We start from the raw sequence: 21,172 nt of genomic DNA, 5'->3' as shown, positions 1-21,172 counted from the left end.
AATTTGATAATTCATCTATAATTTACCACATTCCTAATAATAAAGCTCTTAATTTTACGGTTTCATCACAATATATGAAGTAATAGTGTTTATCCGTGCATCTTTTTTATGATTTTCGAAAGTGTACATATCAGCAAAGTATACTTTCTCTCCCGTTGTGTTAATTATCGTCCCATGCGTAGAACCTTCTTTTCCATGTGAAAGCATCGTCTTAACTTCTAAACTCGAAACTTTTTGTAAATGCTTTTTTATTTCTTGTATAAAATTGTCTTTTCCGTATAAATCGAATTCACCAGGAACATGCCAGATAAAATCATCAGTTAGTAACTCGTTAATTGTACTTTCATCCCCTACAGTAGTAGCAATCAATAAATCTCTCATAATTTTCCTTTTAGGAGCATTATCACATTTCAAATCACCAATTACGGTAAATTTTAATTTTCTTAAATCTTCATCTATATTGCTAAAAGACATGCCTTTATCTTTCAATGCATCTTTTAAAATATTAATTGCCTTAGGTCCAACACCATGAAGTTTTGATAAATTTAGTTCATCTAATTTTGAAACTTGTTCCAACGTTGAAATATTAATCTCATTCAATGCTCTTGAGGCAGGCTTACCTATTTGAGGTAAAGTTGTCATAGTTAACATCCCCTTTAAGAAATATCTTTTCTTCTAAAGCCAATCAAACCGACAATAATCATAATGATAGAAATAACTATTAATACACTTATACCCATATAATCCATTTTATCTACAGGAATTTCTGGTATATGTTGAAATGGTGTTAAATTTTTCAACCATTCTTTAACATCTAATAATTGTCCAAGATATACTACAAAGAATGTATAACCTAAATATAAATAAACAATGAAATGCCCTTTATTTAACCATCCTATTAGAAGTACACCTATACCTACAAATGTGATAATTGCAGGTATATAAACAATGCCTGACTTAATCATTGTCCAAAAAGTAAATGGATTATCTAAGACAGATGCTTGAGCAATATACATACCTAATGATGCCAAGAAAATCATCATAACAGCATTTATTAAGCTTATAACTATAAAACCCGAAAAATAATACGTTCTTGAAACAGGTTTTGCAAATATATTTTCAATTCTTTGCGTATTGATCTCGTTTTTAATTTTATAAAGGCTCATAATAGCCGGTATTGTAGCAACAATTGCCATAATAACCATTAATGTAGGTAAAAATGACTCAATATAGTTATCTCCACTACCCGCTAGCATTTTCTTAAGCATTTCATTATCACTAATAAAGTCGTCCATTTCACCAAAGACCGAGCCGTATGAGGCACCAAATATAAACATACCAATTGCCCAGGAAATAATTCCGACTTTATATAATTTGATTTGCATGCTAATTGGCGATAACCAATATTTTTTAGCATATTTATTACCTGGTTTAGATGGCAACAATCCAGATTCTAAATCTCTATTAAGGTATAGATACATTGAAATCATAATTAATATTATACCGACAATAAACATGAGCACTAACGGCCACCAATTGTTTTCTGAAAAGGCAAATGTACGCGTTAGCCATCCTAAAGGCGAGATCATCGAAATACTATCGTTTAATACATCTCCTATTGCACGTATTAAATAACTTAATAGTAATACTGAGATGCTTAGTCCTGTTACATTACTAGTTGTTTCAACAAGTTGAGCAAACAATGTTGCTATCAAACCAAAAAGTATACCAATCATACTTAGCGATAAACCGTACAACAATGAACTTTTCACATCGATACTTTCAATATTTAATAGCGGTAGTGTTATCGTTATTAATATTCCTATCGCTAAGTTCACAATAATCATGTTCATCATTGAGCTAATTAAAGGTGACATCTTACCTATTGGAAGTGCTCTAATCATTTCAATTCTACCAGTAGATTCATCTCCTCTTGTATCTTTTGCGACAAGTAATATACTCATAATCGCTACAAGTATGCCTGTAAATAAAAGCATTTCATGAGTAAATAACACACCTACTGATACATGTTCAAACTTACCTGGACCTAACATAGCTTCCATCGCAGGGTTTTGAGAAGTTTCTACAATTGGTTGCATATCAGATTTATTAGGATACATACTTTCAAAAGTCGGAGGTATAATAAGCGTTAATGCAACTATACCAATTACCCAAAATAATATTTTCCATTTATTTGTCTTTAAATAAAATGCTGTTAATTTCCCTAAACCATTAAAGAGATTATGCATGATTACTCACCTCTTTCAATATCTTCGCCATAATGTCTCATAAATAAATCTTCTAATGTTGGAGGCATGCTTTCTAATTTCAACAATTCAAATTGGCTTAAATATTTAATTACTTCAGAAACACATTCTGAGTCAACTTGAAAATGGTATACACCATCTTCAATCACTACATCGTGAATACCTCTTTGTTCTTTCAATCCATCCAATCGCTCTTTAGATTGAACAACAAAGTGCATTCTTGTTAAATGTCTTAAATCGTCTAATGTGCCCATTTCTACAATTTCGCCTTTTCTAATGATACCTACGCGATCACATAATTGTTCTACTTCACTCAATATATGACTGGAAAGTAACACACTTTTACCTTCTTTTTTCTTTTCTAATACACATTCTTGAAAGACTTGTTCCATAAGTGGATCTAGCCCTGAAGTTGGTTCATCTAAAATAAGTAATTTAGCATCTGTAGTAAAAGCTGAAATAAGCGCGACTTTTTGACGATTACCTTTAGAATAAGAACCGCATTTTTTCGTAGGGTCTAAATCAAATTTTTTAATCAATTCATCCCTTTTCTTCACATCATATGTGCCACTCAATTTTAAAAATAAATCTATGACTTCACCACCTGTTAAATTAGGCCATAAGTTCACGTCACCAGGTACATAAGCGATATCACTATGAATCGTTACGGCATCTTTCCAAGCGTCCTTACCAAATACCTCTATAGAACCGGAGTTTGTCTTTAGCATACCTAAAATGGCTTTAATTGTCGTAGATTTCCCTGAACCATTTGGACCGATAAAACCAAATATTTCTCCTTCTTCAACTGTAAAATCAACGCCTTTTAATGCTTGAAACTTACCAAATGATTTTGTAATATTATTTATCTTTAACAAAGTCATAACTATTCACGATCCTTTATAGAATATTTTTCTCATTTCATTTATATACGCATCAAATTCTTCGTAAAAAATACTGTAGTCATTCGAATTAATCATTTCATCCGTTACCCTAGCCATAATAGATTCAGATAAACCTGCAATTGAAAATTGAATTATTTTAACAGATTGATTAACATCCAAGTCATCTCTAAATAATGATGTATCTATATCATCAAATAATTGAGACTGAACCTTGTTCTGTAAATTTACGATATACTCTTTTTGTCCTTCCGTGATGTGTTGAAAATTATCTTTATCAATAACTACTTTTGATAAAAATTGAGACATGCTAGGATGCATTGTAAATAAATCCGACTTTATCCTCGTTTGGTGTACTAAGCGTTTAAATATATCCTTCTCATCCATATCTATTTGTTCAAAATAATAACGCTCAATAAACTCTAAACAATAATCGACTAAAAACTTAAATAATCCAGCCTTATTCTCAAAATAATAAAAGAGCATACCTTTACCAATGCCCGCTTCTTGAACAATACGATTTGTTGAACTACGACTAAAACCATGACTAGCAAACTCTAAAAGGCTAGCATTTATGATTTTCTGCCTTTTTGCTTTATCTAAATTATAAAAAGTATCACTCATATAAACACCTTCTCAATTTCATTAGACCACTTCGGTCGACTACATCATACAACTTTCGACCAGAGTGGTCAAATTTTAAGTAAAAAATGAGAGCAAGACTATGAAACCTTTTAACAAAACAAGATTTCTGTCCCACTCCAAAAATAATTCTTATAATCCTTTAATTAATACATTAAAAAGAAAAGTACTTCCAAAATTCTTTGTCATTATTGGATTCAAGCAATTTAAGCACACTACTATAATCATTGATAATATCTGTTAAGTTTTGGTAGACCTTCTCCAAATTAATAGTCGTATTCTTTTTTAATCCTAGGCAAAATATAATTTGTACTTCTTTATCATCCCATGCTATTGGCTTTTTCATTGTCATCATAAATACAAATGATTGTTTAGCTAATGGCATTACTGGATGAGGAATTGCTACTAAATTTCCATAAGCAGTAGAAGCATATTTTTCTCTTTCAATAATACTTTGTAAAAACCCTTCTTCTATTAAATTTTGATCTGTTAAATACTCATTCAAATAATTCAAAACGTCTTCTTTGTTATTGAAATCTTTATTTAATTCTAGCATTTTTATTAATTGTTCTTTATTATCTAAAGGTTTTAAATCAATGTAACGTTGAATCATATTGATATTATTTTGTGAAAGAATGGGGCTAACATACAAAATCGGTATATTAATATCATAGTTGATAGGCACAGTTGAAATAATGATATCAGCTTTATTAATGTTAGCCTTTTCGATATTATATAATTCAATGATTTCAGTGATTTGAATCTGATTACCAAAATTCTGTATCAATTTATATTTAATGAGTTGTGAACTCGTTAACCCAGAATTACATACAAGTATGATATTTAATTTCTTCTCGTCTATGTTATTTCTATTTAAAGCCATTTCAAAATGTAATGCTAAGTAACCTATCTCACTTTCAGAAACTTGGACTTTCAAATCTTTTTCAATCATTTTACTTGCTACAACTCCAATATCAAATGCAAAAGGATAATTTTGTTTAATTTCTTCTAACATAGGATTTCTTATATTCATCTTATATTTATATCTGTTTATAGATGTTAATAGGTGGAGGTATATATTTTCTTTTAAAGCTTCATCTGATTGCAAATCTAAATAGAAAACACGTTGTACATTATCAAGCATGTGTTGAATCATTTTATCTACTTCTTCATTTCTTGGAATATTCGAAACTTCATTCATTATTCCAGTAGAAACAAAATGAATATATAAATACTCTATTTCTTTTTTGGGTAGTATTAAATTAAAACGTTCTTCAATAAAATGAACCATATCATCAAAGAAATGTTTTAATTCAGTAGATAAAGGTTGTTCTTCTATTTGAAATTTCTGTTCGATCATTGAATTATTTCTCATTCTCACGACTGCAATATTAATATGTGTCACTAAATTATCTAATTTCACTTCAGGAATTTCTATGTTATAAATTTTTAATAGTTTAACAAGCTGGTTTTTGACACTAGATGTATCTTGTTCTGAAAAACCAATATCACTTTGCTGATTATTTAATAGAAATTCTGCTATTGCATACCTTATTTGAAATTCTTTGCCTATAATTTTCATACCATAGTTTGGACGGCTGACAATTTCAATTTCATATTTGTTTAATATTTGCCTAATTTCATTCATATCATTTTTAAGTGTTCCCGTACTTACAAACATATTTTCACTTAAAGATTCTATTTTTGTATAATCATTAGAGAGCAATAGTTTTCTCATAATAAATCGTATTCTACTATCTTGATTGTTAAAATTTAAGTTTTCATCTTTTAAATATCTTTCATTTAAGAAATAATTAAATAAACCCTCATCTATAATAAAAAGATTATAGCCTTTGGACTTCTTAGTTTGAATAAGAAATCCAAAAGCTTCACTTTCTTCATTTATTTCTTTTATTTGGGTTCTAATTGTTTTTGAAGACAAACCTAATAATTTAGCGATTGCATTGCTCGTAATATATTCCTTTTGATGTTGATACAATATTTTCACGATGTTGAGATGTCTGATTTGCATCATATTCTCTCCTAATATACTCTATTTTTACCTCATATTAGTCAATTATTTCATTACTTGAAGCTAATTCCTTAAACCATTTCCCACTTTGTTTGATTGTTCTTTCACCATTTTCTATATTTACTGATACAAAGCCATATCTATTTTTATAGGCATTCATCCAAGACCAATTATCCATGAATGTCCACATGTGATATCCCGTACAATTTGCACCCTCTTGTATTGCTTTATTTAACCATATCAAATGTGATTTTACAAAGTCGATTCTATATACATCATTGATTTCACCATTTTCGATGAAGCGTTTTTCATTCTCAACACCCATGCCATTTTCAGATATAAAGCTTTCAATATTGTTATAGTTTTCTTTAAGGTTAACCATAATATCGTATATACCTTTAGGGTAAATCTCCCATCCTCTGTAAGGGTTCATTTTTCGGCCAGGCATTTCATAATTATCGAAATAATATTCTGGTAAAAATGGTGCTTCAAAATTAGGCATTGTATCTCTAGCTTTTACTCTTCTAGGCTGATAATAGTTAACACCTAACAAGTCGATTGTATACTGCTCTATTAATGCTAAGTCTTCTTGTTGATAATGAGGAACTAAATCATGTTCCTTTAATATATCGATTAATTCTGCTGGGTATTTCCCTTTTGTTACAGGATCTAAGAAACTCTTATTAAAGAATAAATCAGCAATTTTAGCTGCTTTTAAATCCGCTTCATTTTGACTTCTTGGATAAGAAGGCGTTAAGTTTAAAATAATGCCGATTTTACCTTGAAAATCATTTTCTTTGAAAGCTTTTATTACTTTAGCATTAGCTAGAACCGTATTAAATGCTACTTGGAAACCTCGTTTGGCATCTACAATATTAGGATAATGGAAATCGTATAAATATCCCCCTTCTACTGGAACGATTGGTTCATTGAATGTGAACCAATATTTAACGCGATCACCAAACAATTCAAAACATTTCACAGCGTAATTCACGTAATCATTAACGACATTTAATGATTCAAATCCACCTTGTTCTTGCTTTTTATAAGGCATATCAAAATGATATAAGTTAACAAATGGTTCGATATTATAAGCTTTCAATTCATTAATCACATCATTATAGAATTGAACAGCAGCATCATTTACTTCGTTAGTATCTTGGTTGATTAATCTAGTCCATGAAATTGAAAGTCTAAATGAATTATGTCCCGTTTCTTTCATTAACTTAATATCTTCTTTATATCTGTTATAAAAGTCTGAAGTTGTATTAGGACCTACATTGTTAAAAAAGCGATTTGGTTCTTCTTCATACCACTTATCCCAAATTGTTTTATCCTTAATTGAATCTGTTCCTTCTGTTTGAGTTGCGCTTGCTGCACTACCCCACCAAAAATCATTTGGAAATATATATTTTGTCATGATTTCATCTCCTTATATAAATCTACCATTTCATTTGCTAAATCTTTTACTGTTATAGCGTTCATTAAGTGATCTTGAGAATGGATAAGCAATAAATTCAACTCACTACTTTCACCATTAGCTTCATCTTGTAATAATTCTGTTTGAAATTTATGAGCTTTATTTATTTCTTTTTCAGCCTCTGAAATACGCATTTCTGCTTCTTTAAAGTTTCTTTCTTTAGCACATTGGATAGCTTCCATTGCACTTGAGCGACCATTCCCACCATATAATATTATTTGAAATGCCTTTTCGTTAATTGAAACTGTCATAAATTTTCCTCCATATTTTAATTTTCTTTTTCTTGTCTTAAATAGTTTTTATCTAATAATTTTAAGAATGGCCACCAGATAACAAATGTTATGACTAAATTCACTAGCTGTAACATCGCACCTTGCCACGAGTTACCTGTAGCTAAATAACCACTAATAAATATTGGTGTAGTCCATGGTACGATTACACCGGATGGTTTCGGTACTAGTCCTAAGTACATTGATGTATAACTTACAATCGTTATGATAACTGGTGATAAAATCCAAGGTAAAATAACTAAAGGGTTCATAATGATAGGTAAACCAAATAAAATCGGTTCATTTACGTTAAATATAGAAGCTGGCGTACCTAATTTAGCTATTTCTTTATTTTGTTTACTTCTACAAAGTAGATAAATACCAAGTACGACTGCTAAAGTTCCACCAGTACCTCCCATGCCTACTAAAAATGTATCAATAAACTGTTTAGTAATGATGTTCGGTAGTTCTACACCTTGTTTAAATGCTGCAAGGTTCTCATTATTTAATGAATACCAAATTGGATCGAAAACTGTATTTACAATAATTTGTCCATGTAAACCGAAGAACCAGAATACTTGAATGAATAGTACTGCTACAATTGTTGCTGGTAACCCTCTTCCTAAAGCAGTTAATGGTTCTTGCACTATTGTATAAATTAAATTTTGTAACGTTTCGAACGGTGTTAAAGCTACTACAATTTTAAGTACTACGAATATCGTTAAAGTAAAGGCAACAGGTAATAATGCACTAAACGATTTCGCTACTTGATCCGGCACACCGTTCGGCATTTTTATTGTTATATCTTTTTTAGTGAAGTAACTATACAGTTCGGCACTAATAATCGAAACAATTATACCTAGGAACATACCTTTAGCTCCTAGTATTTCTGTAGGTATAACTCCTTCTGTTTTACCTACAACTTGTGGTGTTAGTATTAAAACAGCACTTAAAGCTGTTACTGCTCCATAAATACCTTCTAACTCATTCCGCTGGGTTAATTTATAACCTATTCCTATAATCACGAATAATCCCATAATCGAGAGCGTCGCGTCCGAAGCTGGACTTATAGCATTTTGCCAAGCTGTAAACTGGCTTTCTGAAAGTATTTTATCTAAAAATGGAAAGTTTGCTATTACAATAAATATAGACCCGAATATAATCAATGGCAGTGCTACCATAAAGCCATCTCTTAATGATGCTAAGTATTTATTGTTGTTTAATTTGTCTGCTATTGGCAATAAGACATCTTCCAATTTCTCCATAAATGTATTTTGCATATTTATCACCTACTCTTCCAGTAATGATAAAGCTTGTTTTAATACGCCTTCACCATCTATTCTTCCATAACTAACGGAATCAATTGCTTCAATTGGTAAATTAAGACCTTTGTCTTCAGCTGCTTTTAAAAATTTCTTTCTCATAAATCTCATTTGTGGACCTATTAATAACACATCATAATCTTCAAGTGAGTGGAAAGCATTGTCACTAGACATCGCTTTTATATTTACATTTATATCTTGCTTTTCAGCCGCTTCTTCCATCTTAGTTACTAAAAGACTTGTAGACATTCCTGCTGAACATGCTAATAAAATATTTTTCATTTTTTCTTCCCCCTTTGATTTGTAATTCAATTGTATATTGTATACGCTTTCATATCGATACAACTATTTTCCACTAATAGAGGAAGCGTCGTTATATTTTGAAAATTCCTTATTCTTCCTATATAAATGTTTCTTAATATTTTTAACGGGAATAACATTAATATCATATATTTAGGGGGGCTTAGAGTTGAGTAACAAAAAGAAAGAACAAATTGATGAAGTAACTAAAAGCAATGACGGTAAGGCAATGACGACAAATAATGGCGTTAAAGTGAGTGAAGATGAAAACACGTTAACAGTTGGTGAACGTGGTCCTAGTTTACTAGAGGACTTTCATTTTAGAGAAAAATCATGCACTTTGACCATGAACGTATTCCAGAACGTATTGTACATGCTAGGGGTTTCGGTGCCCACGGTGAATTCCAAGTTTATAAAGACTTGTCACAATATACTTCAGCCGACTTTCTAACTCATCCTGAGAAAACGACACCCGTATTTGTAAGATTTTCAACAGTTCAAGGTTCTAAAGGTTCACCAGACACTGTAAGAGACGTGCGCGGATTTGCGACAAAATTCTATACTGATGAAGGTATTTTCGATTTAGTAGGTAACGATATTCCTGTATTCTTTATTCAAGATGCTATAAAATTCCCTGACTTAATTCATGCAGTTAAACCTGAACCTCATAATGAGATGCCACAAGGTGGTACTGCACATGACACATTTTGGGACTTCTTTGCGCAAAATCCAGAAAGTACGCATACTACAGTTTGGGCTATGAGTGACCGTGGTATTCCTAAAAACTTTAGACAAATCGAAGGTTTTGGTATACACACGTTCCGCCTTGTTAACAGTGAAGGACAATCTTACTTCGTGAAATTCCATTGGAAACCATTACACGGATTAGAATCATTAGTTTGGGACGAAGCACAAATCCTTCACGGTAAAGACGTAGACTTCCACCGTAAAGATCTTTATGAATCTATTGAAAAAGGTGACTATCCTGAATGGGAATTAGCGCTACAAGTTATTAAACCAGAGCAAGAATTCGACTTTGACTTTGATATTTTAGACCCTACAAAAATTTGGCCAGAAGACCAAGTACCAATTGAAGTTGTAGGTAAAATGACGCTTAATAGTAACGTTTCAAACGTATTCGATGAAACAGAACAAGCAGCATTCCATCCAGGTCATATTGTTCCAGGTATCGACTTTTCAAATGACCCATTATTACAAGGTCGTTTATTCTCATACACAGATACGCAAATTTCAAGATTAGGTGGACCAAACTTTAATCAAATACCAATTAATAGACCTGTAAATGAAGTTCATAACAACCAAAGAGATGCAATGCATCAAATGAATATCAACTCTGGACAAGTTGCTTATCATAAAAATGCATTAAACAATAACGACCCACATCCTACTCCGAAAGAAGAAGGCGGTTATGAACACTATCAAGAAAAAGTTGAAGGTCATAAAATACGAAAACGAAGCGAAAGCTTTAAAGATTATTATAGCCAAGCAAAACTTTATTTAAACAGTTTAAGCCAAGCAGAATATGACCATACTGTTGATGGTTTCTCATTCGAAATTGGTATGTGTAATTCTATAATGGTTAAACAAAACGCTGTAAACCAATTAAATAAAGTCGATCGCACATTAGCAGAACGAGTTGCGAAAAACGTTGGCGTTGAAGTTCCTGAAGAAAATGAAGAAGTTCAATCTGATGCGAAAGATAGCCAATTAACAATGGAAAAATATGATATTCCAATTGCAGCACATTCAGTTGCAGTATTAGTAAATGGAAATATCGATGTAGACACATTAAAATCTTACGCGAAAACATTTGCTGAAAACGACTTAAACTATGCATTTGTAGGTCAATATCCTGAGAACTTAAGCGAAGACTTTGGTATTACTGAGACATTTGACACTGCACATTCAACATTATTCGATAGTACAATCGTATTATCAGACGGCAGTGACATTAAGCCTCAAGTAGAAGAATTCGTTGAGCTCACTTACAAACACAATAAACCATTGATTGTAAACAAAGCAGCATCCCAAGGATTAGGAAATGCAAAATTAAAAATTGATGCTCCTGGTGTATTTGTATCTGACGAACCAGAAACAATCGTAAAAGCATTTGATCGCGCAAGATATTGGGACAGAAAATAATATACTGGTTAAGCTGAGGCATACATTTTATGCCTCAGCTTTTTTATTTGCGGTTCGATATTTTTATTTATCGGACCGTATTTCGCGTTTGCGGTTCGATATTTTTATTTTATCGGACCGTATTTTGCCTTTGCGGTTCGATATTTTTATTTTATCGGACTGTATTTTGCGTTTGCGGTTCGATATTTTTATTTTATCGGACTGTATTTCATTTTTGTATAGTATCTATGTAGAAGTAAGCTATTTTAAATATTGGGTTTATGTCTCTGATTTTTCAATATTAAAATAGATATTTTCATGATTATCCTAGTAATATTTATGTACATTTAATGTTATTTATACGTTGTCTATCACAATTGATTAAAAATTACTATATTAAACGCTTACATTGACATGGTTCTAATCCTTAAAAATATTGTAAACAATGTATAAATATAATTTCTTCTGTTTTTTTCTAAATTTCGTAGTATAATGCTTTTTATATTGAAATTTGTTATACAAATTTTCACATGTGTTTTTTTAAGATTAAGGAGAGCTGAAATAAATGGATAATCATGAGTTACAACGGAGTATGTCCAGTCGACATATTCAGTTGATTGCAATTGGTGGCGCAATTGGTACTGGCCTGTTTCTTGGAGCTGGTAAAAGTATTTCATTAGCCGGTCCATCAATTTTATTAGTATATATTATTATAGGATTTTTCCTATTTGTAATGATGAGAGCATTAGGAGAGTTACTATTATCTAACAGTGAATATAATTCGTTCACAGATATAGCCGAACATTATATAGGACATTTATTTGGATTTTTAACTGGTTGGACTTATTGGTTCTGTTGGGTAGCAACAGGTATTGCAGATATTACCGCAGTAGCAAAATACATACAATTTTGGTATCCAAGTATACCCTCTTACGTTTCTGCTATCGCAACTGTAGTCATCTTATTAGGTTTAAACTTATTAACAGTTAAATTATTTGGCGAAATCGAATTTTGGTTCGCATTAATTAAAGTAATCGCTATTGTGTTATTAATAGTGATTGGATTCTGGTTAATATTTACTGGTTTCAAATCAACTACTGGTATTCAATCTGGGTTCCATAACTTATACACACACGGTGGTTTCTTCCCGAATGGTCCGATGGGATTCTTACTCGCCTTTCAAATGGCGGTGTTCAGCTTTGTAGGTATTGAACTTGTAGGTGTAACAGCTAGAGAAACGAAAGATCCTGAAAAGAATTTACCTAAAGCTGTGAATTCAATAGGTATCCGTATATTAATTTTCTACGTATTAAGTTTGCTCATTATTATGAGTATTACACCTTGGAATAAAGTTTCTGCAACAGAAAGCCCGTTCGTTAATTTATTCGTATTAGCAGGTATACCAGCAGCTGCAGGTATTGTAAACTTTGTTGTATTAACATCAGCAGCAAGTGCAGCAAACAGCGGATTATTTAGTAATAGCCGTATGGTCTATGGACTTGGTCAAACAGGACATGCACCAGAAGGCTTAAGCAAAACAAACAAACGCGGTGTACCATATCCTGCTCTGATTTTCTCAGGCGTAGTATTATTCTTCGCTGCAATATTAAATTACTTTATTCCAGACGATGTATTTACACTCGTCACAACACTTGCAACAATATTCTTCATCTTTATTTGGTCAGTAATTTTAATTTGTTATATAAAATATAGAAGAGAAGATGCAGCATTACACAAAAAATCAAAATTCAAGAACCCATTTGGTGTTATCGGATCATACTTGTCATTAATCTTCTTCGCATTTGTACTCGTCGTTTTATTCTTAGCAGAAGATACAAGAACAGCTTTGATGTATTCACCATTATGGATTATCTTATTAGTAAGCGTATATTACATTAATAAAAACAGAAAAACTGCTAAACATTAATAGTTTATAGAATAAACAGGTGAGCCCTTCATGTTATATGGGTTCGCCTGTTTTTGTATGTATAAAAGGTTTGGTTGACACGTTTGCGAAGAATTGACAATAAGGGCATCTTCATCTACAAATTTTTCTAACTAAGCATCCTCACTCGCTCTATTCTCATTCATAATATTACTATTTCTATTCTTTATAAATATGAAATCAAATTATAAGTGTAATATTTATCTATATATTCTAAATATTTAGAATATACTATTAACTAATGTATTCTTATGTGCTAAAATCGATTTCATTATAAAGAAAAGGAAGTGAAGGTTATGGTGAGCGAACCACTAATTTCAGCAACTATTTTATTTGCACTAATTGTTTTAGGAGAAATCATCTCTTATTTAACTAAAGCGCGTGTTCCAATGTTATTAACAGCAATGGTCAGTTATTTGTTATTAACATGGGCCGGAGTATTACCTGAGAAAATTTTAGATAACGCCATATTACCTTCGCTTGGTGCGCTTGTTATTGGACCAGTTATTATGCATATGGGGACAATGATGCCGTTACACATTCTAAAATCACAATGGAAAGCTGTTGTTATTTCTGTATTCGGTATTATCGGTTCTACAACATTAATTCTTGTTTTTGTAACGTTAATGTTCGATTTTCGTACTGCAGCTTCTGGTGTAGGACCTATTGCAGGCGGTATTGTAGCTCTACTTATTACAGTTGAAAAGTTACAAGACTTAGGTTTAGCTAATTTAATTGTATTACCTGCAATTGTTCAGGCATTACAAGGCGTAATTGGTATGCCTCTAAGTGCTATATTAATGAAACGATATTCACGTTATTATCTTAAGAATCGTGAACATGATAAAAATGTCGCAACAATTTCTGATAAAGATAAAACTAAAAAAGAAAATATTTTTAACAAAAATCCTTTGTTACAAAATAACGTCATTAGATTATTTATTATGTTCTTCTTGGCAAGTCTTGCTTTCATTATTGGTGGTGTTACAGGTATCCACTATACACTTCTTAGCCTACTATTCGGGGTTATAGGTTTAAAAGTTGGCTTGTTCGAAGAAAAAGAAATGCAACATAACCAATCGTTCACTATTATGATGGTTACAATTATTTTAATTGTTATCGGTTCAATGGGTGGTATCAAACCTCAAGATCTTTGGGCGTACCTACCTGCTATCCTTTCTATTCTTATCATCGGTACAATCGGTATTTTAATCGGGGGTTATGTAGGAGCGAAATTAATCGGTTGGAGACCGACTAAAGCGTTACCTGTTGCTTTAACAGCACTTTATGGTTTCCCGGGAGATTTTATTTTATGTGAAGAAGTAAGTCGCTCAGTTACAGACGATAAGGATGAACGTGAAGATGTATTTAACGAGTTACTGAGTCCAATGATTATCGGCGGATTCACGACGGTAACAGTAGCTTCTGTTATTCTGACATCTATTCTTATGAACTTTATTTAACAACATAGGAGGAAAAAACATGATTGTAAAAAATATAAATTTAATTGATGGTACAGGGAATGAAGTTCAACAAAATGTTGATATCAAAGTCGAAAATGGTGTAATCACTAAAATTGGTCAAAATTTAAGTGGTGAAGATACGTTAGATGGTAAAGGACAATATTTATTGCCTGGTATGATAGATAGCCACGTACATGTGATGCTAGAAATGGAACCACTTGAAAACCGTTTATCTACTCCATTTTCATATAATTTCTATAAAGCAATGGATCATTTAAAACGCACAGTTGATGCTGGTGTAACAACAGTTCGAGATGCATTAGGTGCGGATTTAGGCGTAAAAGAAGCTGTCAATGACGGGTTAGTGTTAGGACCTCGCTTACAAATTAGTGTGAACGCATTAACTATTACAGGAGGTCATGGTGATAGCTATACTAAATCTGGCATCCAACTACCAATTTTACAAGATGGATATCCAGGTATGCCAAATGGAATTTGTGACGGTGTACAGGAAGTACGTAAAAAAGCTCGTGAAATGTTAAGAGCTGGAGCAGATGTGCTTAAAGTACATGCAACAGGTGGCGTAACAAGTGCTACCGATCATCCAGACTACACACAATTTTCATTAGAAGAATTAAAAGTTATTGTAGAAGAAGCACAATTTAGAAATAATCGTAAAGTAATGGCGCACGCTCAAGGTTTAGAAGGCGTTAAACAATGTATTGAAGCGGGTATCCATTCAATTGAACATGGTATTTATTTAGACGATGAAGCTGTTAAACTCATGAAAGAAAAAGATATGTATCTTGTTCCAACACTACTCGCTCCACTTTCAGTTATTGAATTCGCAACTGAATTAGGTATGAGTGAAAACTCAATCAATAAATCAAAACAAGTTATGCAAGATCATATCGACAGTTTCAAAAAAGCACATCAAGCAGGTGTTAAAATCGCGATGGGCACAGATGCAGGTGTATTCAAACACGGTACAAACCTTAGAGAGTTAGAGCTTATGGTTGAGCACGGTATGACTGAAATGGAAGCAATCGTATCATCCACTAAAGTTGCTGCAGAATGTTTAGGATACGATGATGAACTCGGTACAATCGAAGAAGGTAAAAAAGCCGACTTTATTTTACTAGAACAAAACCCATTAGAGGATATCGCAGTATTGAGAGATCCAAACAAGATTAAAGTCGTAGCTATAGACGGTAAAATTGTAAAAGATGTTAGAGCATAATTAGAACATAAAAAAACTGACCTCAAATTGAGTATGAGGTCAGTTTTTTTATGTTGGTATGTTATTTAAATTTACTAGATTACATTCACCTTATAACTTGTCTCGCTTTTATACGTTTTTCCTTTTCTTAATATAGATGGTGCTTTTTCACCATATAAATGGATGTCATCAGGAATGGATTGGGCTTCTAATGTAAAGCCTCCGTGTTCGACTATACTATTTTTACTGTCATTCCAGTCTACGTCGTTTAATGTAAATAGAACAACGACGTCATTATCTGTCGTCATACTAACTTCCATTTCTCCATTTGTTACTGTGAATGTATCCTCATTTATTTTGATTGGATGGTCTATTCCATTATATTTCTCTATTTGATTCAAACCACTTTCGAATATATCTTTAAAAGATAAATATTTTTTATCAATCGTTTCATTAAGATTTACTGTTTCTTCATTTTTAACAATTTGTTTGTCATTCAATGTGTACATTTGAAGATTTTCATTTTTAATTTCGTGATTATCAATTCTTTGTTCAATTTTATTTAAATTAAAGTATACATGACTCATTGGATTAAATAATGTATCCTCTGTACTAGTAGCTTCGTAATTAATCGTCCACTCCATTTTTGATAAATCGTAACGATGGAAGACTTTAATTTGAATATCACCTGGGAAATGATCATTTTTTGATAACAGTTCAGCATTATATATGATAGTGACCGCTTCATCATCATTTATAATTTCATAATCACAAATTTGAGTATGTAATCCGTTAGAACCACCGTGTAAATTATGCTCAGAGTCATTTTGTTCTAATTCATACATTTGATCGTTTAACTCAAACTTTCCACCATCAATTCTGCCACCGTATCTACCTATAGTAGCACCAAAAAAATATGGATTTTCTTCATAATATTGAATTAAGTCATCTTGTGCATCCGGCCCTAAAACAATAGATCTACCATTAACTTTCCAATCGACTATTCTCATACCAAAGTTCGTGAATTTTATTTCTGAATAATCATCATAAATTGTTATTAAATCAATATTTTTATCTTTATCTAAAGTTTCAATATTAAAAGCCATTACCTTACCCCTATTCTTTATATGATAACGTTTACTTACTATAAATTTTAACACAACATATAAAACAAATCTGGTTTAAGTTATACTTCTTAATAAAGAAAAAATAATTTAATTACTCAATGCAAAATCAATATATTCATAAGGGAGAAAATTTTCATGTCTAAAAACTTTAGTCTTCTTAGCCTTATATGGTATGCGTTATTAGCTTCATTATTACTTTCTCTTTCAAGTATTATCGGTAATTTCTTTCATGAACAAAATTTATTATCTTGGAATATGACTGTAATAGTACAAGGTGTTGTCTTTTCATTAGCAACATTAATAACATTATTCATTATTTCAAGAAAAAATAAAGATATATTAAAATCTTTATCATTAACTCAATTTAAAGTTACTAAATATACATTAGTAGCTATTTTAACGCCTTTTATATTAGTTGTTTTAGGGTTATTATCTGCTTATCAGCTTGGATTAATTAGAGACATTCAGTTCAATTTATCTTCTGGAGTTATCTCAGCTATATTATTAAATATTGTTACTGCTTTTTTATATGAAGCATTTCCTGAAGAGGTTTTTATACGTGGTTTAGTATTAAACGAGTTAAGTAAAAAATTCCGTTTTATCGTTACAATATTTCTTCAACCAATATTATTTGTTTGTATAGCAACGTTCTCAACAACAGTGACGAGCTTCGTCCTAAATAAATCTCTAGATATAAATATATCTTACGTTATTCTTATATTTACATTTGGTATTGCATTACAGTTATACAAATACTGTAGTGGCTCACTTTGGGTTAACATACTATTTCACCTTGTTTACTTAGGCGTTACAAGGTATATAGCTTCAAATGGAACGAACCCAAAATACCCTAACCTCATCTCTTTTAAAGAAGATATTCCTGGAATTATGGTTATCTATTTATCCTTTGGCTGGGTTATTATTGGTAGTATATTAATATTATCAATCCTCGCTTTAGTTAAGAGAAAGAGTTCCAAAATCTAATTATTTAGCGTTACAAATAAATTAGGCTGAGACATTAATAAATGTCTCAGCCTGAATTTTTTAAAAAAGTTCTCATACCTAACTCATTTTATTCATAACGTATATAAGTTACTGTCGTATTTAAATATTCTTCAAATCCGTTAATACCATCTGCGCCACCTAATCCTGATTGACGCCATCCTGCATGATAACCTACAATTGCTTCTTCTGCTTCACAATTAACATATACTTCTCCGAATTTTAATCTTTCACTTGCTAACATTGCTTCTTTTAGGTTTTCAGTAAATATATAAGAAGAAAGACCATATTCAGTATTGTTCGCTTCATCTATGGCTTCGTCGAAAGCGTCATAACTAACAATCGGTAATACTGGTCCAAAGATTTCTTCTTTCATCGCTACAGAATCTTTAGATAAATTCGTTAACACTGTTGGTTCATAGAAGAATCCTTTACGATCTATTATATTACCACCTAATTCTACTTTCGCACCTTCCTTAATGGCAGTTTGTACCTTGTCATCTACTGCTGATAATTGTTTTTGGTTAATCATCGATCCCATCGTTGTTTCTTTATCATTAGGATCTCCAGGGCGAACGTCTTTCATTTTACGCTTAACGATTTCTAAAAAGTCATTGAATACGTCTTTTTCAACATATATACGCTCAGGACATGTACATACTTGACCACTATTATTAATTCTTGCTTGTACAATGTATTCAGCAGCTTTTTCTAAATCTGCATTTTTCGTTACAATCGCTGGTGCTTTACCACCAAGTTCTAAGTTTACACCTTTAACATTACTAGCTGCATTCTCCATAACAGATTTTCCAGCACCGATACTGCCCGTAATAGAAATAAAATCTACATTTTTACTTTGAGATAGATAATTGCCGACATCTGAGCCAGTACCCGTTAAAATTTGAACAAGGCCATCTGGTATATCTGTTTCTTGGATATATTCAGCTATTTTGAAAGTTCCGAAAGGTGTTTCTTCACTTGGTTTTACAACAATAGAACAACCTGTAACAAGAGCCGGAATAAGCTTTCTCATTAATACAAATATTGGTGCGTTCCATGGAATAATACCGACAGTTGTCCCTACAGGTTTTTTAGTAAGAATAACAGTTTCATTTTCAACCTCACTTTGAAGAACCTCACCGTTATTCTTTCTAGCTAAGCTACACATATATTTAATATATTCAATAGACTTATCAATTTCTCCAATAGCAGAACTATATATTTTACCTTGCTCTTCTACATAAATTTTAGCAAGTTCATCTTTGTTTTTCTCAAGTTTTTCAGCCAATGCCTCAACTATTTTTGCACGTTTAATAATATTAACCTTTTCCCATTCCAACTGAGCAGCATTAGAACCTTTAATAGCCTTCTCAGCATCATCTTCATTCGCTAAAGTCACTGTATCGATAACCTCTTCAGTCGCAGGGTTAATAACATCTAAATCTTCAGTAGATTTACTTTCAACAAACTGACCATTAATAAATAACTTATTCACAAAATGACCTCCCTTTTTATTAAATAATTCCCTTGAAAAGAATTAAGTAAACAAATATAGAGGATAGAATGTGAATGTACATTCTAATCAAAGAATATGTTAAATGATTGAATAATAATTCCTAAAACTACAAATAAAACAGCACCGTAAATTAAAGTATTTTCAATCTTCAAATGTTAAATTAATTGGTTTATCTAAAAGTACACGGTCCAAATTCATGTTAGTTGAAGGAGTATTTTTATCTACACTCGTAAAACGTATACCATCAATCCAAGCCTTACCTGATCCTTGTAATAATAATCCAAAAGATATTATTTCACTACTATCTGGTACATCAAGAACAATCGAATATATATTCCAATTATTTGTACCAACAATTGGGCGATCACTCATATTGTCAAATTGTAATATGTCTTCTGACTTATTATCTATTCTCATCCACAACCCAACAGTTTCTTGAACATTATCAGTTTTAATAAAAGCTGATAATTTCATTCGGTTATTTTTATATGATTTGGCACTAAACTGTTGCATCATTGTGGCAAAACCATTTGGCTTTCTACCATTTTTTGATTTTAAAAAACCTGATGCTTTACCTTGATATACATTTGTATGATCTATTCCCATTTCATAATCAAAAGGATCACTGCCACTAATAAACCAACCTTTAATTTCATTATTCATTATAAAATCCTCCTTTTTTCTATTTACATTAGTCATCAACTTTCTGTATCGTCCAGGTGGTAAACCATAATATTTTCTAAAAGCTCTCGTAAAAGATTCTTGTGATTCAAATTGATAATAAAATGCTATGTCTATTATCTTCTCTTCAGTATTAATTAATAAATTAGCAGCATTTGTGAGTCTTCGTATTCTGATATAATTAGCAAAAGACATACCGGTAAATGACAAAAACACTCTATGAAAATGATATTTTGAAAATCCTGCAACGCTTGATATATCAGTAGAAGAAATATCTTCGTGTAAGTTATTTTCAATCCAATTAATTGTTTTTTGAATGATAGTATCATATTTCAAAGTAATCACCTCCTCTAGATATTATATTAGCTATTTAAATTCATTAAATCTTGACTTTATTTGCTATTTTTAAAATGGTATCATTCGATATGTATCCTTATTTTATAAATAGAGTATATTGAGGTAACAGTTATGAAACTATCTTGGGTTTTATGGTGGATTGTTAGTATTTTTGAACTGGCTTCTTTCACTGCTATTTCATTATTTTTATGGTTTAGAGATCAAGATGCTGGAGGTGTCACTCAAACCATAGAATTAAAATGGGTTAATATTGGTATATTATTTCTAGCATTCATTTTCCCATTTTTACTACAATTAATATGGTTAATTTTTAATATTGTTGTTTCTAAAAGACAAAGCACATAATAAAAGGGCTTTGAAATGATTTACGATATCACAATGTTGCACGTGGAGCCCGTCTTGCAACATTCTAACACTCTATATTGCACGTGGTACTTGTCTTGCAACATCCTAACCCTTTATATTGCACGTGGCACTCGTCTTGCAACATCCGCTCCCAAATCTTCCAC

General features: G+C 31.6%; 17 protein-coding genes and 1 pseudogene. 6 read left to right on the top strand and 12 right to left on the bottom strand.

Annotated features, from left to right (window positions below):
* Nucleotides 1-54: 54 nt before the first annotated feature.
* The 9 genes from CD135_RS02185 to CD135_RS02145 all read right to left on the bottom strand — a co-directional run bounded on the left by CD135_RS02185 (nucleotide 55) and on the right by CD135_RS02145 (nucleotide 9,193).
* Complete coding sequence (locus CD135_RS02185) at nucleotides 55-642, bottom strand: hypothetical protein (protein ID WP_016999350.1); 588 nt, start codon at nucleotides 640-642, stop codon at nucleotides 55-57.
* Nucleotides 643-656: 14 nt separating this feature from the next.
* Nucleotides 657-2,249 (bottom strand): ABC transporter permease, encoded by a 1,593-nt coding sequence (locus CD135_RS02180; protein ID WP_103268721.1) that lies wholly within the window; start codon nucleotides 2,247-2,249, stop codon nucleotides 657-659.
* Between the two features lie 2 nt (nucleotides 2,250-2,251).
* Nucleotides 2,252-3,148, bottom strand: a complete 897-nt coding sequence (locus tag CD135_RS02175) for an ABC transporter ATP-binding protein (RefSeq protein WP_016999348.1) — start codon at nucleotides 3,146-3,148, stop codon at nucleotides 2,252-2,254.
* A 6-nt stretch (nucleotides 3,149-3,154) separates the two neighbouring features.
* A complete protein-coding gene (locus tag CD135_RS02170) occupies nucleotides 3,155-3,790 on the bottom strand; it encodes a TetR/AcrR family transcriptional regulator (RefSeq protein ID WP_016999347.1) in 636 nt (211 codons plus the stop codon).
* A 172-nt stretch (nucleotides 3,791-3,962) separates the two neighbouring features.
* Entirely contained in the window at nucleotides 3,963-5,840 is a 1,878-nt protein-coding gene (locus tag CD135_RS02165; RefSeq protein ID WP_103268720.1) for a BglG family transcription antiterminator, read from the bottom strand.
* Between the two features lie 37 nt (nucleotides 5,841-5,877).
* Entirely contained in the window at nucleotides 5,878-7,260 is a 1,383-nt protein-coding gene (locus CD135_RS02160) for a glycoside hydrolase family 1 protein (protein WP_103268719.1), read from the bottom strand.
* Nucleotides 7,257-7,571: a PTS sugar transporter subunit IIA gene (locus tag CD135_RS02155; RefSeq protein ID WP_103268718.1), complete on the bottom strand. Its 315-nt coding sequence runs from the start codon at nucleotides 7,569-7,571 to the stop codon at nucleotides 7,257-7,259. The genes CD135_RS02160 and CD135_RS02155 overlap by 4 nt, the downstream gene beginning before the upstream one ends.
* A gap of 17 nt (nucleotides 7,572-7,588) precedes the next feature.
* The gene (gene celB, locus CD135_RS02150; protein WP_064211230.1) at nucleotides 7,589-8,869 is read right to left on the bottom strand and encodes a PTS cellobiose transporter subunit IIC; all 1,281 of its coding nucleotides are present in this window, start codon (nucleotides 8,867-8,869) and stop codon (nucleotides 7,589-7,591) included.
* 9 nt (nucleotides 8,870-8,878) lie between these two features.
* Nucleotides 8,879-9,193 carry a PTS sugar transporter subunit IIB gene (locus CD135_RS02145; RefSeq protein ID WP_016999342.1) on the bottom strand — a complete coding sequence of 105 codons (315 nt, stop codon included), beginning with the start codon at nucleotides 9,191-9,193 and terminating at the stop codon, nucleotides 8,879-8,881.
* A 187-nt stretch (nucleotides 9,194-9,380) separates the two neighbouring features.
* Here CD135_RS02145 and CD135_RS02140 point away from each other — a divergent pair.
* The 4 genes and pseudogenes from CD135_RS02140 to CD135_RS02125 all read left to right on the top strand — a co-directional run bounded on the left by CD135_RS02140 (nucleotide 9,381) and on the right by CD135_RS02125 (nucleotide 16,001).
* Nucleotides 9,381-11,374 (top strand): annotated as a pseudogene (locus CD135_RS02140) (catalase).
* Nucleotides 11,375-11,918: 544 nt separating this feature from the next.
* Nucleotides 11,919-13,280, top strand: a complete 1,362-nt coding sequence (locus tag CD135_RS02135) for an amino acid permease (protein ID WP_103268717.1) — start codon at nucleotides 11,919-11,921, stop codon at nucleotides 13,278-13,280.
* A 314-nt stretch (nucleotides 13,281-13,594) separates the two neighbouring features.
* Nucleotides 13,595-14,761, top strand: coding sequence for a hypothetical protein (locus CD135_RS02130; RefSeq protein ID WP_103268716.1), 1,167 nt, complete (start codon nucleotides 13,595-13,597; stop codon nucleotides 14,759-14,761).
* 19 nt (nucleotides 14,762-14,780) lie between these two features.
* The gene (locus CD135_RS02125; protein ID WP_016999338.1) at nucleotides 14,781-16,001 is read left to right on the top strand and encodes a metal-dependent hydrolase family protein; all 1,221 of its coding nucleotides are present in this window, start codon (nucleotides 14,781-14,783) and stop codon (nucleotides 15,999-16,001) included.
* Between the two features lie 74 nt (nucleotides 16,002-16,075).
* On the opposite strand, the gene CD135_RS02120 is transcribed toward CD135_RS02125, so the two are convergent.
* A complete protein-coding gene (locus tag CD135_RS02120; protein ID WP_103268715.1) occupies nucleotides 16,076-17,086 on the bottom strand; it encodes an aldose epimerase family protein in 1,011 nt (336 codons plus the stop codon).
* Between the two features lie 156 nt (nucleotides 17,087-17,242).
* Between CD135_RS02120 and CD135_RS02115 the strand changes: the two genes are divergently transcribed.
* The gene (locus CD135_RS02115; protein ID WP_103268714.1) at nucleotides 17,243-18,091 is read left to right on the top strand and encodes a CPBP family intramembrane glutamic endopeptidase; all 849 of its coding nucleotides are present in this window, start codon (nucleotides 17,243-17,245) and stop codon (nucleotides 18,089-18,091) included.
* Between the two features lie 88 nt (nucleotides 18,092-18,179).
* Here CD135_RS02115 and aldA read toward each other — a convergent pair whose 3' ends face one another.
* Together aldA and CD135_RS02105 are read right to left on the bottom strand one after the other, a co-directional pair.
* Nucleotides 18,180-19,604, bottom strand: coding sequence for an aldehyde dehydrogenase (gene aldA, locus CD135_RS02110; RefSeq protein ID WP_103268713.1), 1,425 nt, complete (start codon nucleotides 19,602-19,604; stop codon nucleotides 18,180-18,182).
* 162 nt (nucleotides 19,605-19,766) lie between these two features.
* A complete protein-coding gene (locus CD135_RS02105) occupies nucleotides 19,767-20,642 on the bottom strand; it encodes a helix-turn-helix transcriptional regulator (protein ID WP_103268712.1) in 876 nt (291 codons plus the stop codon).
* A 132-nt stretch (nucleotides 20,643-20,774) separates the two neighbouring features.
* Between CD135_RS02105 and CD135_RS02100 the strand changes: the two genes are divergently transcribed.
* The gene (locus CD135_RS02100) at nucleotides 20,775-21,008 is read left to right on the top strand and encodes a DUF3923 family protein (protein WP_064211238.1); all 234 of its coding nucleotides are present in this window, start codon (nucleotides 20,775-20,777) and stop codon (nucleotides 21,006-21,008) included.
* Nucleotides 21,009-21,172: the final 164 nt, after the last annotated feature.

It is taken from the genome of Mammaliicoccus lentus (assembly GCF_002902755.1).
In the GTDB taxonomy this organism is placed as follows: Bacteria; Bacillota; Bacilli; order Staphylococcales; family Staphylococcaceae; genus Mammaliicoccus; species Mammaliicoccus lentus.
Note: the sequence above shows the minus strand (reverse complement) of the source record. Positions and strands in the feature narration are given on the sequence as shown.